Here is a 15964-nt window from a genome sequence, read left to right as displayed (position 1 = left end):
GCGTTACACTACAAACATTCCCACCTCCTATCGTTCCCACTCCGATCGACCGTTGCTCGAAATCCGCACTCCAAGTCGACTTCACTTCGGACTTTTGTCGTTCGGCAATCGGTCGGTCGTTGCGTACGGCGGCTGCGGTGTCATGATCCAGCAACCGACGCTGCACTTGACGGTCGACAATGCCGAGCAGTTTTCGGCCCACGGCGCCGCAGCCGGGCGGATCCGCGAATTCGCCGAGCGCTGGAGTCGTCACACAGGGCACAAGTTGCCGGATGTCACGATCCGCGCCACGCATACGCCGCGGCAACATGTGGGGCTAGGGCTTGGCACGCAGTTGGGATTGGCCGTCGCGACGCTGCTGAACTGCGTCAGTCAAAGCGGAGAAGCAACCATCGAAACGCTCGCTGCTTCAGTCGGTCGCGGCGCTCGTTCGGCGGTCGGCTGTTATGGATTCCGCCAAGGTGGGTTTATCGCCGAACGCGGCGTCGAAATCGCCGGACAACTTTCACCGCTAGAGACTCGGATTGAGTTCCCGGCAGACTGGGCCTTTCTCCTGGTATTTCAGGCCAAAAAAAGCGGTATCTCGGGAAATGCCGAGATCTCAGCGTTTCGCCAATTACCGCCGGTGCCGGTCGATGTGACCGAGCAGCTGAAACGCATCTTGTACGAAGAGATGACCCCAGCCCTGCACGCGGCCGACTATGACCATTTCTCGGATAGTCTGTTCCGCTACGGCGAACTTGCCGGCAACTGTTTTGTGAAAGTGCAGGGGGGCGCCTACCTCAATCAACTGAGTCAACGCACCGTCGACGCACTGCAACAGTTTGGGGTGCGCGGCGTCGGGCAAAGCTCGTGGGGTCCAACCATCTTTGGACTCTGCACCGATCGCCAACAAGCCGAAGCGGCCCGCGATTATCTCCGCGAAGCGCTAGCCGGTGAAGAGCTAGAAATGGAGATCACCTCCGCCGACAATCGCGGCGCCCGACTTAACCTCCAAGCGGAAGGGCGCGAGCCCTCCGGTTCTTCGAGCCGCCTCTCATAGACCGGAGGGCTCGCGCCCTTCCGCTACCATTGGAATAACTACGAGCGTGACTTGTGTTGGAATTTAATTATGCACAGCGACCCGTTAGCTTACTTTATCACTTGGACTTGCTATGGCACTTGGTTACCCGGTGATGAACGTGGTTGGTCGAAGTGGCGCAAAGGTGATAAGCTTCCGCAACCTTTGCTCGCCGATTGGTGTCGCGAACAGATGAAAGAGAAACTCGTTCGACTCGATCCAATTCAGCGCAAAGTTGTTGAGAGCACCATCGCACTTCACTCCCAAGTCCGCAGTTGGTATTTGCATGCAGTTAATTGTCGTTCGAATCACTGCCATGTTGTGGTCACAGCGAACAATCACCATGGTGAAGTGGTTCGCGATCAATTCAAAGCGTGGTCCACTCGGAAGCTGAAGGAACAGTTGAACGCAACACTCGATCGCGAAACAACAATGCGAAAACAGTGGTGGACAAGTAAAGGAAGTGTTCGTTTGATATTGGATGAAGAGTCCTTGCACGCGGCGATTGCATATACGCTGGAAGCGCAAGATGCCGGCGGATCAAAGCTCGAAAGAATGTAAGCGGAAGGGCGCGAGCCCTCCGGTTCTTCGAGCCGCCTCTCATAGACCGGAGGGCTTGCGCCCTTCCGCTAGTATTCTCTCTTCCGGACGAAGAAACTTCGTCTGGTTCGCGGAACCGAGACGTCGCCGTATACCAAGGAGACGAACCTCTTGGTGATCGGCGATGTCCTGCTGACGCGCGCGGCAAAACGCCGTAAAATCAGCATCTCGAACTCGCTATCCATTTCTCGGCTAACTGCAAGGTAAATCCCCCATGCCCAATTTGGGAGTCAACATTGACCATGTCGCCACCGTGCGACAGGCCCGTCAGACGAATGAGCCTGATCCGGTTTGGGCCGCTGCTTTGGCCGAAATGGGGGGCGCCGATTGCATTACGCTTCATCTACGCGAGGATCGACGGCATATCCAGGATCGCGATCTGCGGATCATTCGTGAAACGGCCAAGGTCAAAGTCAATCTGGAGTTGGCGACCGCCGAAGATGTGCTGAAATTGGCTTGCGAGCTGAAACCTGATCAAGCGACCCTGGTGCCTGAGCGGCGTGAAGAAGTGACGACCGAAGGGGGGCTCGATCTGCTACGGCAGCCTGAAAAAGTGCAAGCGGCCATCCATCGCCTGCAAGACGCTGGTATCGCGGTCAGTCTGTTTCTCGATCCTGAGCCGGCCCAGTTGGTGATGGCCCGCAAGCTGGGCGCGACCGCCGTCGAACTGCACACCGGGCAATATGCGCTGACCCGCGGAGCCGAACAACAGGCCGAGATCGAAAAACTGACCCACGCCAGTCAACAAATTTGCGATCTGGGCATGGACCTGTACGCCGGACATGGGCTGACTTATAGCAACGTTCTGCCGATCGCGGCGATCCCAAAAATGAGCGAGCTCAACATCGGCCACAGCATTATCGCACGCGCGCTGATGGTCGGCATGCAGCAAGCGGTTCGCGATATGAAAGCACTGATCGCGGGGTAGTTGGGGTAGGGTGGGTGGAGCAAGCGGTTTGGATTTGGCAATTTTTTCACGAGCTGATTCGCTTGTGCAACCCACCGTCGAATCGCCAAGTGCCGGTGGGTTACGCCAGCGAGTGAGAGCGAATCGGTGTGGCCAAAGGCTTTTCGCGCTTGCTCCACCCACCGTACGACGATTTGAAGCACGCCCCCCGGTTGTCGAACAGGGCGGCTTGCACCATATTTGTAGCACTAATTTTTCTCGTTTCTGTTGGTATCGGTGAAGATTCATGTCGCGAAAAGGTTCTGAATTTGCTGGCGTTTGGGTCGCAATTGTCACTCCGTTCAAGGACGGCAAAGTCGATTACTCATGCTTGAAGCAGCAAGTCGATTTTCAAATCGCGGCAGGCGTCACCGGGCTTTGTCCGGTCGGCACCACCGGCGAATCGCCGACGCTCTCGCATGAAGAGCACGAACGCGTCATCAGTTCGGTCATTGAAACCGCCGCTGGTCGCGTCAAAGTGATGCCCGGCACCGGATCCAACAGCACGGCCGAAGCGCTGCGGCTGACCAAGTGGGCCGCCAAAGAAGGCGCCGATGCAGCGCTGATGGTTGCTCCGTACTACAACAAGCCGACGCAGCGCGGTTTTTACGAGCATTTCAAAGCGGTCGCCGAAGCTGTCGACGTGCCGATCTGCGTTTACAACATTCCCGGCCGCGCCGCAAAGAATATTGAGCCCGATACGATCGCCAAGCTGGGCGAGCTCGAAAACATCAAGCTGGTCAAAGATGCGACCGGTTCGCTCGACCAGACTTCGCAAGTGCTAGAGCGGACCAACCTGACCGTGCTAAGCGGCGACGATAGCCTGACGATCCCCATGATGTCCGTCGGCGGTGAAGGGGTGATCTCGGTCGTCGGCAACATCGTGCCGCAAGACATGATCGCCATGGTCGCCGCCATGTCCGCAGGCAAGCTGGCCGAAGCGAAAGCGCTTCACTTCAAGCTGTTTGGTCTCTGCCGCGAAATGCTCGGCCTGGCGACCAACCCAATCCCGATCAAAGCCGCGATGCAGATGCTAGGACGCGACACCGGCGAACTTCGCCTGCCAATGACGCCGCTCGAACCAAGCGAAGAAGCGCAATTGCGAGCCACGTTGACCAAATACGGCTTGCTGTAATTGGCGACGTCACACGAGGCGCGAGCCGAGGGAATGTGCCTCGTGCCTCCATTTGAATGACGAATGACTAAATCCTAATGTCTAGTCAAAAGAAGAGGCCGCGGCGAACTTGTCTGTCCTTAGACATTCGTCCTTAGTCATTTCGACATTTTACTCGCATGCGGATACCCTCGCTGGTGCTGCGGACCAGTATCCGCGTTGGTTCGATAATCGCAACTTTAATCATGCCGTCGGTTCTTTATCTTTGCGAGTATGCGACGCTCAACGGGGGCGAGAACTCGTTGCTTTCGACGCTGCCGCATCTGCAATCGGCTGGCTGGCGCGTGTCGATCTTGGGACCAGCCGGCGGTGATTTGTCGGCGGCGGTCGCTGCGACCGGCGCGACCTATCAGGCCTGGGATGTGACCGATCAACAAGGTCGCAAACGCCCGCTTGAGCAACTTCGCAGCGAACTGACCGCGCAGGTCGATCGACTGCGACCGGATGTGGCGCACGCCAACAGTCTCTCGATGAGCCGCATCTTAGGACCGGTGGTGACAGAATCGCTGGTGGTGAAAGTCGGCCATCTGCGTGACATCCTCAAACTCAATCGCCGCGTGATCGATGACCTAAATCAGCTTCACGCGCGAATCGCCGTCTCCCAGGCGACGCGCGACTTTCATGTCGCCCAAGGTCTCGACCCAGAGTCGACCCATGTGATTTATAACGGCGTCGACAAGTCGCAGTTTTATCCGGCGCCGGCGACCGGCTGTTTGCAGCGCGAACTAGGACTGCCGGCAAAGACGCGTCTGCTGGCGATCATCGGCCAGCTAGGGATGCGCAAAGGAGTAGAGATCGCGCTGCAAGCCTTCGCCCAAGTGCACGCCGACCACCAGGATACGCACCTGTTGATCGTGGGAGAACGCTTTTCGCAAAAGCAAGAAGCGATTGCCTACGAGCAAGCGTTGCATCAGTTTGTGCGGCGGCAACAACTAACGGGCGCCGTCAGTTTTCTCGCATTTCGATCAGACGTCGCGGTGCTGCTGCGTGAGTTGACCCTGCTGGTGCATGCCGCGCGACAAGAGCCGCTGGGGCGCGTCTTGCTAGAAGCGGCGGCGACATCTTTACCGGTTGTAGCGACCGCGGTCGGAGGAACTTGCGAGATCTTTCCGTCTGACTCGGCCGCGTTGGTTCCGGTAGACGACGCCGCGGCGATGGCGGCGGCGATCAGCCGCGTACTAACGGACGACGCCTATCGCACGCAACTTCGCGGCAAATCGCAACTGCGCAGCGAAATCTTCGAAACTTCTCGGTCCACAGCACAGATCCTGCGCCGCTATGACGCCCTGTTGGCGCGGTTCTAACGGTTGCGCCTAGCGACTTGCAATCGGCGGCAGATTTTCTGAGAAAGGAGCTGCAAACTGAGCTAAAGTTCGATAGGCCCGCAGGGGGCAATCGCCTACTCGTCTTCCAGGCTGGACACAAGCCATGAACGTTTCTTGCCGCGAACTCGCCGATCGAATTCAGCATTTACAACCCAGTGCGGACATCAAAGATGTCGCCCGGCTCTGTTTGTTGCTCTCGAACTCGGTCAAAGACACCCAACAATTGGCCAGCGAAGAGCTGCTGACCACCGTTTGGAAAGAAGTGGGGCTAAAGCTGCAAGCCGCCACCGACCAACACGCCGCAATGACGGCCGAACTGGACGAACTTTCCTGCTCGGACCCGCGTAGCTTTACGCCCGATCAAGTCTGGGTCTTGATCCGCGCGATCAAAGTCCAAAGTCAGATCCTGCAGTTGTATGTCGGCCAACCGGCGCTAAGCGTGTAGCGTTCGCTCAGAGTCTCTCCGGATAGGCTATCAGTCCCCCAGCAACAAGATCGCGACGGACATGTAGATCACGATTCCCAAAAAGTCGATGATGCCGGCCACAAAGGGATTGCTCATCAACGCCGGATCCAGCTTGATGCTTTTGAAGAGCAGCGGCAACGAAGAGCCGACGGTTGTGCCTGCGACGACGACCGCTAAGACGGTGATCGGCACGACCAGCGCCGCCCAAGCCGAAGGCGCCTCGGTAAATGCGATTCCATAACCCAGGACGCTGAGGATGCTTCCCAAAATCAGCCCCATCAAAATCTCGCGCCGCACTACCATAAACCAATCGCGGGCCGTCAAATCTCCCTTGTTCAGCGCCATGATCACCAGTGTCGCCGATTGATTGCCGGTATTGCCGCCGGTCGAGATAACCAGCGGAATAAATGGGACAAGCCAAGCGAATTTTAGCAGCTCGCCCTCAAAGTGCGCCAGCGCCATCGAGGTGAACAGGGCGCCGATGAACAGAATAATCAGCCAAACTCCGCGCTTCCAACTGAGGATCATAATCGGCGTTTGCAGGTACGAGTCTTCCAGTGGTTCGACCGCCGCCGCGCGGTAAGCGTCTTCTTCCGCTTCTTCCACCACGACGTCCAAAATATCGTCGTGCGTAATGATCCCTACCAACTGCAACGTGTCATCCACCACCGGGATCGCCAACAAGTCATAGTCGGCCATCTTCCGCAAAACTTCTTCTTGATCCTCCGTCACTTGAGCATGAATCACCTCGGGCTCCATCAGCTCGGCCAGCTTGCGATCCGGTTTGCCCAAAGACGAAACCAGCTGCCGCGTCGAGACAACTCCATGCAGCCGATCGTTCTCGTCAACGACGTAGAGATAGTAGATGGTCTCCAGTTCCTCCGCTTGGCGCGTCAGCTCTTCCAGCGCCTGTCGGACGGTCAGGTCTTCGCTCAGCCGGCAAACCTCGGTCGTCATGATTGCGCCGGCGGTCCCTTCGGGATGCCCTGACAATCGCTGAAAATCGCGGCGTTCCTCCAGCGGCAACAGCCCCAGAATGATGTTTACCGTCTCGTCTTCGACCCCCGACAGCAAGTCGACGCGATCGTCCGCCGACATGCACGCGATCATCTCGGCTACTTCCGCCGGGTCGCGCGACTCGATGATTTCGACCTGAAACGGATGCTCAAAGTAGGCGAAAATCTCGCTCTGCAATTGCGTGTCGGCATGTCGCAGGACGTTCCAGACCTCGTCGGCGGTCAGGGCCTCCATAAACTCGGCCGTCCGCGCAGGGTGCAGCGCAGTGCAAAACTCCAGCAGACCTTGATGGTCGTTTTCAGCCAGCATTTCGCGCAGTTCAGGCAGATAAAGGACGTTCATCATGGTGCTATTTTTTCGGAGATCGGTTCGGCAGTGTTACTACTCTAACTTGCCCTGCCGGATTCGGTTACCCAGTCCATTGGCGAACCGGGGGGAAGGTCTTCAGCTGCCTTCGGATCAATCACCGTTGACGCTATCATGGTACACAACTAGACTGACGTTGCTGATAGCACTATCATTCGCGTTCTCTGCGTTCCGCCCACGAATCGGCTGCATGTCGAAGTCAATGTCGTGGTCGCAACGGAGGAAACGCTCAACTGGCGAAAACTAGGTCCGCAATGAGCGAATCTTCCGAAGCGCCGAGCCAACTTGATGACCCCATCTCGCGATGTGAGGCTCGGATTGGCTACGTGTTTCAAGAAAAATCTTTATTAAAATCTGCATTAACCCATGCTTCGGGAGCCAGTCACCGGCTCGAAAGCAATGAGCGTCTCGAGTTTCTCGGCGACGCCATTTTGGGCCGCGTCGTTTGCGAAGCCCTGTTTCGCAGCTTCCCTCATTTTCTCGAAGGGGATCTGACCCGCATCAAATCGGTTGTCGTCAGCCGGTTGACCTGCGCAAAGTTAAGTCGCGTGCTTGGGCTCGAAGAGTTTTTAATTGTCGGCAAAGGAATGTCGTCTAGTCCTTCGGTTCCGCCGTCGCTGTTGGCCGACGTTTTTGAGGCGATCATCGCCGCGATCTACTTGGATGGCGGTCCCAAGCCGGCCGAAGAATTTGTCCTGGGCAATCTAGAAGACGAGATCGAGTTGGCTGTTTCCGGCGAGGCCGGCGCCAATTTCAAATCGTCGCTCCAGCAATACGCCCAGCGCGTGCATGGCGCAACCCCCAACTATCTGCTGCTCGACGAAAAAGGCCCCGACCATAGCAAATGCTTTCAGGTCGCCGCCCAAGTCTCTGGAGTTCGGTACGGCGCCGCCTGGGGACGCAACAAAAAAGAAGCCGAGCAACGCGCCGCCCAAAACGCACTGTCCGAAATCGAAGGCCGACCCATCGAGCATCCCGCTGAATAAGCGGTCCAAGCCAAAGGTCGCAACAAAGTCGAAACCGTGACACTAGCCCGCAGCGCCAGCGAGGGAAACCGCTTGGCGATTCCAATCCGGATCGAACCAACCAGACAGATTCACTCGCTCGTGCTTTTTGAAGTTGCGTTGTTTAACAGGTTCGTAAGAAACGGAACACGGATACCACGGATGAAGAACGGAAAACGCGGTAGGAATTAAGTCAAAAACGTTCACACTAGCCCGCAGCGCCAGCGAGGGAAACCGCTTGGCGATTCCAATCCGGATCGAACCAACCAGACAGATTCACTCGCTCGTGCTTTTTGAAGTTGCGTTGTTTAACAGGTTCGTAAGAAACGGAACACGGATACCACGGATGAAGAACGGAAAACGCGGTAGGAATTAAGTCAAAAACGTTCACACTAGCCCGCAGCGCCAGCGAGGGAAACCGCTTGGCGATTCCAATCCGGATCGAACCAACCAGACAGATTCACTCGCTCGTGCTTTTTGAAGTTGCGTTGTTTAACAGGTTCGTAAGAAATAGAACACGGATACCGCGGATGAAGAACGGAAAACGCGGTAGGAATTAAGTCAAAAACGTGACACTAGCCCGCAGCGCCAGCGAGGGAAAGCGCTTGGCGATTCCAATCCGGATCGAACCAACCAGACAGACGCTCGTGCTTTTTGAAGTTGCGCTGTTTAACAGGTTCGCAAGAAATGGAACACGGATACCACGGATGAAGAACGGAAAACGCGGTAGGAATTAAGTCAAAAACGTGACACTAGCCCGCAGCGCCAGCGAGGGAAAACGGCTCGCTACTTCCAGCCACGTTGGCATTTCTAGCCGTTTTCCCTCGCTGGCGCTGCGGGCTAGTGTTCTATCTAGCGCACTTCAAAACCTGCGCGGCCTGGATAGCAAAAGATCGCGTAACCCTGCAACAGAATTCCGCTCATGACCCGCTGTGTGGCTTTACTCTCAGGCGATCTCGACGGCGCCGTCGCCGCGGCCCTGATCCAATCGCAAGGGATCGAAGTGTTCGGGCTCGCCTACGCAACGCAGTTCTCACCCATCGCCGCCGCGGCCAATCAATCGGCCCAGCAACTGCAGATTCCGCTGCAAGTCGTGCAGCCCCCGCCGACCGAATACTTGCAATTGATCGCTCGACCGCGGTTCGGTTACGGCAAAGGCGCCAATCCTTGCGGCGATTGCCGCTTGGCGATGCTCGCCGCAGCGGTTGACTATCTGCACCAATTGGACGGAGCGTTTATTGTCACCGGCGAAGTGCTAGGACAAAAAATGATGGGGCAAAAGCGGACGCATCTCGAAATGATGGAGCATCACGCCGGCATCCCGGGACGCTTGGTCCGCCCGCTGTCGGCTCGGCTGCTGACTCCGACACTTCCCGAAACCTCAGGTCTCCTCGATCGCAGTCAGTTCTTTTCCATTCACGGCAGCGGCCGCCGCAAGATTCGTGCATTGGCCCAACGCTTCGGCCTGACCGGCAGCGAAAAAGGAGCGTCCCGCTGTCGTCTGGTCGATCCAGCCTATGGCCAGCGGTTACGCATGGCGCTGGTTTCGCGGTTACCGCCAGCGTGGCTTTTGCCGGGGTTGTTTGATATCCGGCGTCACCAGTGGATCGAAGATCGCGGTCTGATTTTGTTCGGCCGCAATCAGACCGAGAATTCGCAGCTACAGCAATTGTTCGATACGTTGCCCCCTGATCCGACCATCTTGCTGGCGACTCCCACCGGGTTTCACGGGCCTACTGTTTTATCCTTAGGTTTAGCGTCGCAACAAGCAGAGCCGTTGATCGTCGCGCGGTTGCGTGAGCAAGGATTGCCGACCCAAGCAGGCCAGCCCCAAACGAGCCTGCGTCTCGCGATAACCGATAAAACCAACCACTGGCAATGGTCGCTCGATTTGAATTCGCCGGTTTAGCGCAGAATCATCCCTAAGTGGTGCGGAAGGGCGCAATTTGAGGGGGCGCCGTTGGTTTGTGGACTAGATTTCAATGAACGAAAGATCTCGTCATTCTCTCTATTTGGTCGACATGATGCAGACCGACATTTCCGAATCGCAACCGCTGGCGGGACTCCGCATTTTGATCGCCGAAGATGACGAACTGAATCGCCAGCTCCTCGAAATCATTTTAACCGGGGCCGGCGCGGATGTGACGCAAGTCAGCGACGGCGATGCCGCAACCGCCGTGTTTGATCCAGACCGATTTGATCTGGCGATTCTCGATCTGCGCATGCCGCGGCAAGATGGTATCACCACGCTGGCCACGCTGCGTCGGCTTGAGCCGAGCTTTCCTGCCGTCGCGTTGACCGCCTGCGCTCGACGCGAAGACAAACTCGCCTGCCAAGCCGCTGGCTTTCAGCTGTTTTTGACCAAGCCGATCTATCCCAGCGATTTAGTCGCCGCCCTAACAAAATTGACCGAAACCCACGCCACACTATCGGTCAGCTAACGCTGAGAAGCCGTGGCCGGGTGTCCATCGCTCGGCGCCTCGGCTCCTACGGCGTCTTCGCCGAATAAGGCGTAGGGTCCGCTGTGCGGACCACGGGCAGCGCGCCAAAACTTGCCAGGCGAGCAAAACCGAAACCACTCTACCATCATCCAACCGCCTCACCGGTTTGCGCAACCCACCGATTCCCACGCAAACGCGCCTCACGACGGATCTGCTATTCACCGACGCGCGTCTACCCCAGCGTGATTGCTTGACGCAGCGGTTCTAGAATGTTTTGGATCACATACTCATCCATGATCCGCGCGGCGGCCGTATGCAATCCATCCATCGCATCGACGTAGCTATTACCCGGGTCGAGACTTCCATAGCTGCGTAGCGTCAGATAGACGCTCAACTGCTCTTCCGGAAACTCGCCGGTCCGCACGTGATAGGCGCTGGTTCGCGTTTCAACACTGATCCGGCACTGGGTGCGACAATCATCATCCAGCGCGATTTGGATCGATGGTTCACAACTCACCAGACGACTGTTCTCCAGTCGCCCCAGCTTTTCAAACGCCGGCGACAGACCCAGCGCTTCGGCAACCAATTGGTTGTGATTGCCGCGATAGGTAAAGTCGAATCCATACATCAGGTTCAGCGATTCGCAATCCAGCGGGCTCACCGACAACAGATACGGCGCAAGCTCTAGGATAAAGCGATGCTGCTCGATCGCCTCTTCCAGGTTATCAATGTTGACGCAGCCAGACAGAACTCGCTTCAACTCGACCGAAGCCCAGCGATAACTCCCCTGATCTTTGTCTTCTTCCAGCACAAACTCAGAACGTTCGCGCGCATAGAAGTTTCGCATCAGCGGATACTTCTTGCGGATCTGTTCAAAAAAGTGGAGCACCGCTTCGCGGCCGCTCGGCAGGTCCATCTCAGTATTGAGATTCATGTTGACGTAGAAGTCGTCACTCAGCGATCGGTAGCCGGCCATCCGTATTTCCTTCTCGAGCGCTAGAGATTCTCGGATAAACTAAATAATCGTCTATCCATCTGAACCTTAGTATATATCTCTGCCGACTTAGGGAAAGTCCGACATGCCCCCCCAATACCGCCGCACTCCCCCGATTTTCGCATTGGAGCCGACGATTTTCACGATTTCGTCCGATTTGGGGCCGCTTGAGATCGAACTGCGTGGAGACTTGGTCCACCGTTTGAGCTTCGTAGCGGCCCCCAAGCGGCGCCAGCAGCCGGGTTCTCTCTCCTCACAACACCAGGCAATCGTCGACCAACTCCAGCAATACGCCGCCGGAGAACCTGTCGATCTAGCCAAGATTCCGCTCGACCTAACCGGCTATACCCCATTCGCAACCCGCGTCTACCAGCATTGCCGCAAAATCCCCCCCGGCACAACGCTCAGTTATGGACAACTAGCCGCAAAAGCTGGTTCGCCCGCCGCTGCCCGAGCCGTCGGAGGCGCAATGGCCCGCAATCGAATCCCGCTGTTGATCCCTTGCCATCGCGTGGTCGCCAGCACCGGCAAGCTACACGGGTTCTCGGCGCCGCAAGGCCTAAAGCTAAAAGCACGCTTGCTAAAGCTAGAAGGCCAAACGCCGTAAGGTGGGTTAAGCAAACGGCGAGGTCGTTCGATATTGGCTTCTCGAAATTCGCTTGCCCTACCTATGCTGCAAAACTTGATTCACCCACCAAACAAACGCGCCAGCCATGATTTGCGTTTGGGTGGCTGCATCATTTCTGTTAGCGAACGGGGCTGCTCTCGTTTGCCTTCCGCCACTGCCATAATAATCGACAGCACGTTGTGATTCACCTCATCTTGCGGGTCAAGTCGCATCGCGTGTGCGATGGTAGCCTTCGCATGAGGTACGTCGCCGGTTAGCAGTTGCACAACGGCCAAATTGCCAAGCAATTCAGCACTGTCAGGGTTGATCGCAACCGCCTTTGTCGTTGCATCCAGTGCGGCAGAAAAATCGTTTCTCGCCAAGCATACGCTTCCCAGTTCCTTCAACATGATGATGCTGTCTGGCTCTAGTTCAGCTGCGCGAGTGAGTTGTCGCTGTGCCTTCTGATCCTCTCCGATCGCGAACCAAGCCATTCCCAACGCCAAAAAGATCTTGGCCGTCTCGGGACATTTGGCCGCGAGCGACTGCAAGTCTTGGATCGCTTTCTGAATCGCCAACGCTTCGTCGCGACTCTTGGCCGCCGCGCCCGGCACACGTCGCAGTTCCCAAACAGTATCAAACGCTTGAAAGAAAATCTCGTCGAACGTCTCCGTGTTGCGAGCGTGATAGACCAGCGTGCCGGTCGCTTTTTCTCGGTAGGTGTCGATGCCATCTTTCCGCTCGACAAACTCAAATCTCTCTGCAATCTCTTCAGCGCTGTAATGCTGAACGCTGTTGGGATCGTAGGTCGTGTCGATTGACGCCGCGATCACCGTCCGCGATTCCGATCCACGCAGAGTAGCGATCAGGCGCTGCTCATATTCAAACAAAATCAGCCAGTCGCACGCAGGCTCGACCAATTGGTTGTGAGCCTGAACGACAACAAAGTCAGGTGACTCTCCGCTTCGATCCAACCCACGTAGCTCAAGACTTTTGGCGAACTCCTCGGCGTCAAGCGGCGACATAAAGCTTGCTTGAGAAAGCCGATCATCCGCATAGCTCATCGCATTCGTGGCGATCTCTCCAAATTCCGCGGCGCCACCCTCTAAGACCCGATCAAGTGCGTCGTTACGAATGACGACCGAAGTACATTGAAGTTGGATCGGCACGATTATTCCCCACTTTACCGACTACGAAGAAAGAAGCCGCAGCGCCTTCATTTTCGATGTGCAAGCTGCCGCAAGTACGTTAAATTTTCTCACACAAAAGGGACCCAAGATAGACATGAGCAAAATAAAAAGGTTCACCTGACGATGCCAGAGTGGGCAGTACGAATAGCTCTGTTGTCCGCCCGCAATTTTGAGAAGCGGCACTTCGTTTTGAGGGATGATTTTTCACTACAAATTGCTGGTTCGCTGCATCTTCCAAAAATCGATTCGACTGTCGCCGTGGTGGTTTGCTTGTGCGTTGTTGTGGGGACCCTGCTATTGAAGCTTGTTTTCCGTTCTTCATTGGTTAACTCTTGGTTCCCTTCTTCTCTTTGCCCCAAAAAAAAGACCGCCGCCGAATTGCTTCGAGCGGCGGTCCATTCACCTAGGGGGTCGCGTCAGGTAGCCAACGATTGACGCGCCGCTTCGGCTGCTTTCACCATATTGGTTAGGGCTGGTCGCACTTCTTCCCACTTTCGAGTTTTCAAACCGCAGTCAGGATTTACCCAGATTTGTGACGGATTCAACACTTCGGCCGCTTTCGTCAGCAGTCGCAACATTGACTCGGACGTGGGCGCCTGGGGCGAATGAATGTCAAACACGCCGGGTCCGATTTCATTGGGATAACGAAAGTTAACAAACGCATGCAGCAGTTCCATATCGCTGCGGGATGTTTCGATCGAAATAACGTCGGCGTCGAGTCCGGCGATCGCTTCGATGATGTCGTTAAATTCGCAGTAGCACATGTGCGTGTGAATTTGCGTTGCATCCCCGACCACGCTGCTGGCCAAGCGAAAACTATCGCCGGCCCACAGCAGATAGTCATTCCAATCCCGTTTACGAAGCGGTAATCCTTCTCGCAAAGCAGGCTCATCAATTTGAATCACGCGGACCCCCGACTTTTCGAGATCTTCAACTTCATCCCGAATTGCCAGCGCGATTTGCTTGCACGTTTCACTGCGCGGTTGATCGTCACGCACGAACGACCAGCAGAGAATCGTCACCGGTCCGGTCAACATGCCTTTGACCGGTTTGCTGGCGCACGACTGGGCGTACTTAATCCATTGGACCGTGATCGGCGCCGCACGCGATACGTCGCCAAAGATAATCGGCGGCTTCACACAGCGGCTGCCGTAGCTTTGCACCCAGCCGTTTTGCGTGATCGCGAATCCTTCAAGCGTTTCGCCAAAATACTCGACCATGTCGTTGCGTTCAGGCTCACCGTGTACGAGCAAATCAAGCCCGACTTCTTCCTGGAACTGAATCACTTCGCGAATTTGAGCCTGCATGGTTGCAACATACGACTCATCCGAAATTTCCCCTTTCCGCCGCAGGGCGCGAGCTTGGCGGATTTCGACCGTTTGCGGAAACGAGCCGATCGTGGTGGTGGGGAAGGCCGGCAAACCAAGCGACGCTTGCTGCAACTGACGCCGCTGCGGATAGGCGCTGCGGCCGGGAACTCCGGTGGTTTCGAGCCAAGCCAAGCGACCTTGCACCTGAGGCGAGTAAACGCGCTGCGACCTTTGACGACTGCGGATCGCTTGTTGGTTGGCGTCCAGTTCGGCTTGCACCGTGGGATCGCCGCTCAACGCGCGGGTGATCAGCTGAACTTCCGCCAGTTTTTGCTTGCCAAACGCGAGCCAACTTTTCAGCTCGTCGTCAAGTTTGGTCTCGGCATCGAGATCGACCGGCGCGTGCAGCAACGAGCAACTAGGAGCAATCTGAATTCGCTCGCCGCCAAACTTTTCGATCAGCGGTTGGACGAAAGCAATCGCGGCGTTGATGTTGGTCTTCCAAATGTTGCGTCCTTCGACCAGGCCGAGAGACAAAACTTTGTCGGCCGGAATGGTATCGACAAGGTCGGCGGCGTCCGCTTTGCCGCGGACCAGATCCAGATGCAGCCCTGCGGTCGGCAGATTGGCGGCGAGATGCAGGTTTTCGGCCAACGGACCAAAGTAGGTGGTCAGCATCACTTTCAACTGCGGCAGCTGATCTGCGATTTGGCGATAGGTGCTGACCAAAGCTGCTCGCTGCTTGTCGTTCAGATCGGTCGAGAGGATCGGCTCGTCAATCTGAATCCAATCGGCGCCGGCGGCCGAAATTTGACGAAGCAAATCCATATAGGCCGGCAACAGCGACGAGATCAAATCAAGTCGATCACCGGTTTCGGAGCGTAACTTGCCGAGCGACAAAAACGTGACCGGACCCACCAACACGGGTCGCGTGTCGATCCCCAAAGCTTTCGCCTGGTTCCATTCGGTCAGCGGCTTGGTTGCGTCAGGCGTGAACTGCTGACCGACTTCAAACTCAGGAGTGAGATAGTGATAGTTGGTGTCAAACCACTTGGTCATTTCGAGCGCTGGGATTTCGTGCGGCAAGGCAACGCCGGGCGCCTGACCACGAGCCAACAAAAAGTAAAGCTGCAGCGGCGAAACGTCAAGCTGAGCAAACCGCGGCGGAACAACGCCCAGCGCGAGTGCGGTGTCGAGCATTTGATCGTAGAACGAAAAATCGTTGCTGGGGATCGACTGAATGCCGGCCGCTTGTTGCAAACGCCAATGAGTTGCTCGCAACTCGGCGGCGACTTGTTGCAGTTGCGTTGCCGAGGAACTGCCAGACCAATAAGACTCGACGGCTCGCTTGAGTTCGCGATCTTTACCGATCCGGGGAAAACCTAAATTTGCAGATAGCATGTACGCTGTCCTTGGTAATTGCGCATTCTTAGCGCAGCAGGCCAATGCGTCCGACCATCAAAG

General features: G+C 56.4%; 14 protein-coding genes. 10 read left to right on the top strand and 4 right to left on the bottom strand.

Going from position 1 to position 15964, the window contains the following annotated elements; all coding sequences use genetic code 11:
* Positions 1–52 precede the first annotated feature (52 nt).
* From SH421x_RS14695 to SH421x_RS14670, 6 genes are all read left to right on the top strand, one after another.
* Positions 53–1042: a beta-ribofuranosylaminobenzene 5'-phosphate synthase family protein gene (locus SH421x_RS14695; RefSeq protein ID WP_488850027.1), complete on the top strand. Its 990-nt coding sequence runs from the start codon at positions 53–55 to the stop codon at positions 1040–1042.
* 69 nt (positions 1043–1111) lie between these two features.
* Complete coding sequence (locus SH421x_RS14690) at positions 1112–1621, top strand: hypothetical protein (protein ID WP_488850026.1); 510 nt, start codon at positions 1112–1114, stop codon at positions 1619–1621.
* 253 nt (positions 1622–1874) lie between these two features.
* Positions 1875–2588, top strand: a complete 714-nt coding sequence (locus SH421x_RS14685) for a pyridoxine 5'-phosphate synthase (protein WP_488850025.1) — start codon at positions 1875–1877, stop codon at positions 2586–2588.
* Positions 2589–2853: 265 nt separating this feature from the next.
* The gene (dapA, locus tag SH421x_RS14680) at positions 2854–3741 is read left to right on the top strand and encodes a 4-hydroxy-tetrahydrodipicolinate synthase (RefSeq protein ID WP_488850024.1); all 888 of its coding nucleotides are present in this window, start codon (positions 2854–2856) and stop codon (positions 3739–3741) included.
* A gap of 224 nt (positions 3742–3965) precedes the next feature.
* The gene (locus SH421x_RS14675) at positions 3966–5084 is read left to right on the top strand and encodes a glycosyltransferase family 4 protein (protein ID WP_488850023.1); all 1119 of its coding nucleotides are present in this window, start codon (positions 3966–3968) and stop codon (positions 5082–5084) included.
* Positions 5085–5208: 124 nt separating this feature from the next.
* Positions 5209–5550, top strand: a complete 342-nt coding sequence (locus tag SH421x_RS14670) for a hypothetical protein (RefSeq protein WP_488850022.1) — start codon at positions 5209–5211, stop codon at positions 5548–5550.
* A 30-nt stretch (positions 5551–5580) separates the two neighbouring features.
* Here SH421x_RS14670 and mgtE read toward each other — a convergent pair whose 3' ends face one another.
* Positions 5581–6933, bottom strand: coding sequence for a magnesium transporter (gene mgtE / locus SH421x_RS14665; RefSeq protein ID WP_488850020.1), 1353 nt, complete (start codon positions 6931–6933; stop codon positions 5581–5583).
* Between the two features lie 275 nt (positions 6934–7208).
* Between mgtE and rnc the strand changes: the two genes are divergently transcribed.
* From rnc to SH421x_RS14650, 3 genes are all read left to right on the top strand, one after another.
* Complete coding sequence (gene rnc / locus SH421x_RS14660) at positions 7209–7940, top strand: ribonuclease III (RefSeq protein ID WP_488850019.1); 732 nt, start codon at positions 7209–7211, stop codon at positions 7938–7940.
* Positions 7941–8880: 940 nt separating this feature from the next.
* Positions 8881–9867 (top strand): 2Fe-2S iron-sulfur cluster-binding family protein, encoded by a 987-nt coding sequence (locus SH421x_RS14655; RefSeq protein WP_488850018.1) that lies wholly within the window; start codon positions 8881–8883, stop codon positions 9865–9867.
* Between the two features lie 73 nt (positions 9868–9940).
* The gene (locus tag SH421x_RS14650; RefSeq protein ID WP_488850016.1) at positions 9941–10399 is read left to right on the top strand and encodes a response regulator; all 459 of its coding nucleotides are present in this window, start codon (positions 9941–9943) and stop codon (positions 10397–10399) included.
* A gap of 232 nt (positions 10400–10631) precedes the next feature.
* Here the strand turns inward: SH421x_RS14650 and SH421x_RS14645 are convergent, their stop codons facing one another.
* The gene (locus SH421x_RS14645; protein ID WP_488850014.1) at positions 10632–11375 is read right to left on the bottom strand and encodes a hypothetical protein; all 744 of its coding nucleotides are present in this window, start codon (positions 11373–11375) and stop codon (positions 10632–10634) included.
* Between the two features lie 103 nt (positions 11376–11478).
* Between SH421x_RS14645 and SH421x_RS14640 the strand changes: the two genes are divergently transcribed.
* Complete coding sequence (locus SH421x_RS14640; protein ID WP_488850012.1) at positions 11479–12000, top strand: methylated-DNA--[protein]-cysteine S-methyltransferase; 522 nt, start codon at positions 11479–11481, stop codon at positions 11998–12000.
* An 80-nt stretch (positions 12001–12080) separates the two neighbouring features.
* Here SH421x_RS14640 and SH421x_RS14635 read toward each other — a convergent pair whose 3' ends face one another.
* Together SH421x_RS14635 and metE are read right to left on the bottom strand one after the other, a co-directional pair.
* Positions 12081–13169 (bottom strand): tetratricopeptide repeat protein, encoded by a 1089-nt coding sequence (locus SH421x_RS14635; RefSeq protein ID WP_488850010.1) that lies wholly within the window; start codon positions 13167–13169, stop codon positions 12081–12083.
* Between the two features lie 437 nt (positions 13170–13606).
* Complete coding sequence (metE, locus tag SH421x_RS14630; RefSeq protein WP_488850008.1) at positions 13607–15901, bottom strand: 5-methyltetrahydropteroyltriglutamate--homocysteine S-methyltransferase; 2295 nt, start codon at positions 15899–15901, stop codon at positions 13607–13609.
* Positions 15902–15964 lie beyond the last annotated feature (63 nt).

This window comes from Blastopirellula sp. SH421 (assembly GCF_057808535.1).
Note: the sequence above shows the minus strand (reverse complement) of the source record. Positions and strands in the feature narration are given on the sequence as shown.

Excerpts from the sequence above, each read along its gene's own strand:
- mgtE (WP_488850020.1), bottom strand. The coding sequence starts at position 6,933 with ATGATGAACGTCCTTTATCTGCCTGAACTGCGCGAAATGCTGGCTGAA.
- dapA (WP_488850024.1), top strand. The coding sequence starts at position 2,854 with ATGTCGCGAAAAGGTTCTGAATTTGCTGGCGTTTGGGTCGCAATTGTC.
- rnc (WP_488850019.1), top strand. The coding sequence starts at position 7,209 with ATGAGCGAATCTTCCGAAGCGCCGAGCCAACTTGATGACCCCATCTCG.
- SH421x_RS14640 (WP_488850012.1), top strand. The coding sequence starts at position 11,479 with ATGCCCCCCCAATACCGCCGCACTCCCCCGATTTTCGCATTGGAGCCG.
- SH421x_RS14650 (WP_488850016.1), top strand. The coding sequence starts at position 9,941 with ATGAACGAAAGATCTCGTCATTCTCTCTATTTGGTCGACATGATGCAG.
- metE (WP_488850008.1), bottom strand. The coding sequence starts at position 15,901 with ATGCTATCTGCAAATTTAGGTTTTCCCCGGATCGGTAAAGATCGCGAA.
- SH421x_RS14690 (WP_488850026.1), top strand. The coding sequence starts at position 1,112 with ATGCACAGCGACCCGTTAGCTTACTTTATCACTTGGACTTGCTATGGC.
- SH421x_RS14670 (WP_488850022.1), top strand. The coding sequence starts at position 5,209 with ATGAACGTTTCTTGCCGCGAACTCGCCGATCGAATTCAGCATTTACAA.
- SH421x_RS14685 (WP_488850025.1), top strand. The coding sequence starts at position 1,875 with ATGCCCAATTTGGGAGTCAACATTGACCATGTCGCCACCGTGCGACAG.
- SH421x_RS14675 (WP_488850023.1), top strand. The coding sequence starts at position 3,966 with ATGCCGTCGGTTCTTTATCTTTGCGAGTATGCGACGCTCAACGGGGGC.
- SH421x_RS14655 (WP_488850018.1), top strand. The coding sequence starts at position 8,881 with ATGACCCGCTGTGTGGCTTTACTCTCAGGCGATCTCGACGGCGCCGTC.
- SH421x_RS14645 (WP_488850014.1), bottom strand. The coding sequence starts at position 11,375 with ATGGCCGGCTACCGATCGCTGAGTGACGACTTCTACGTCAACATGAAT.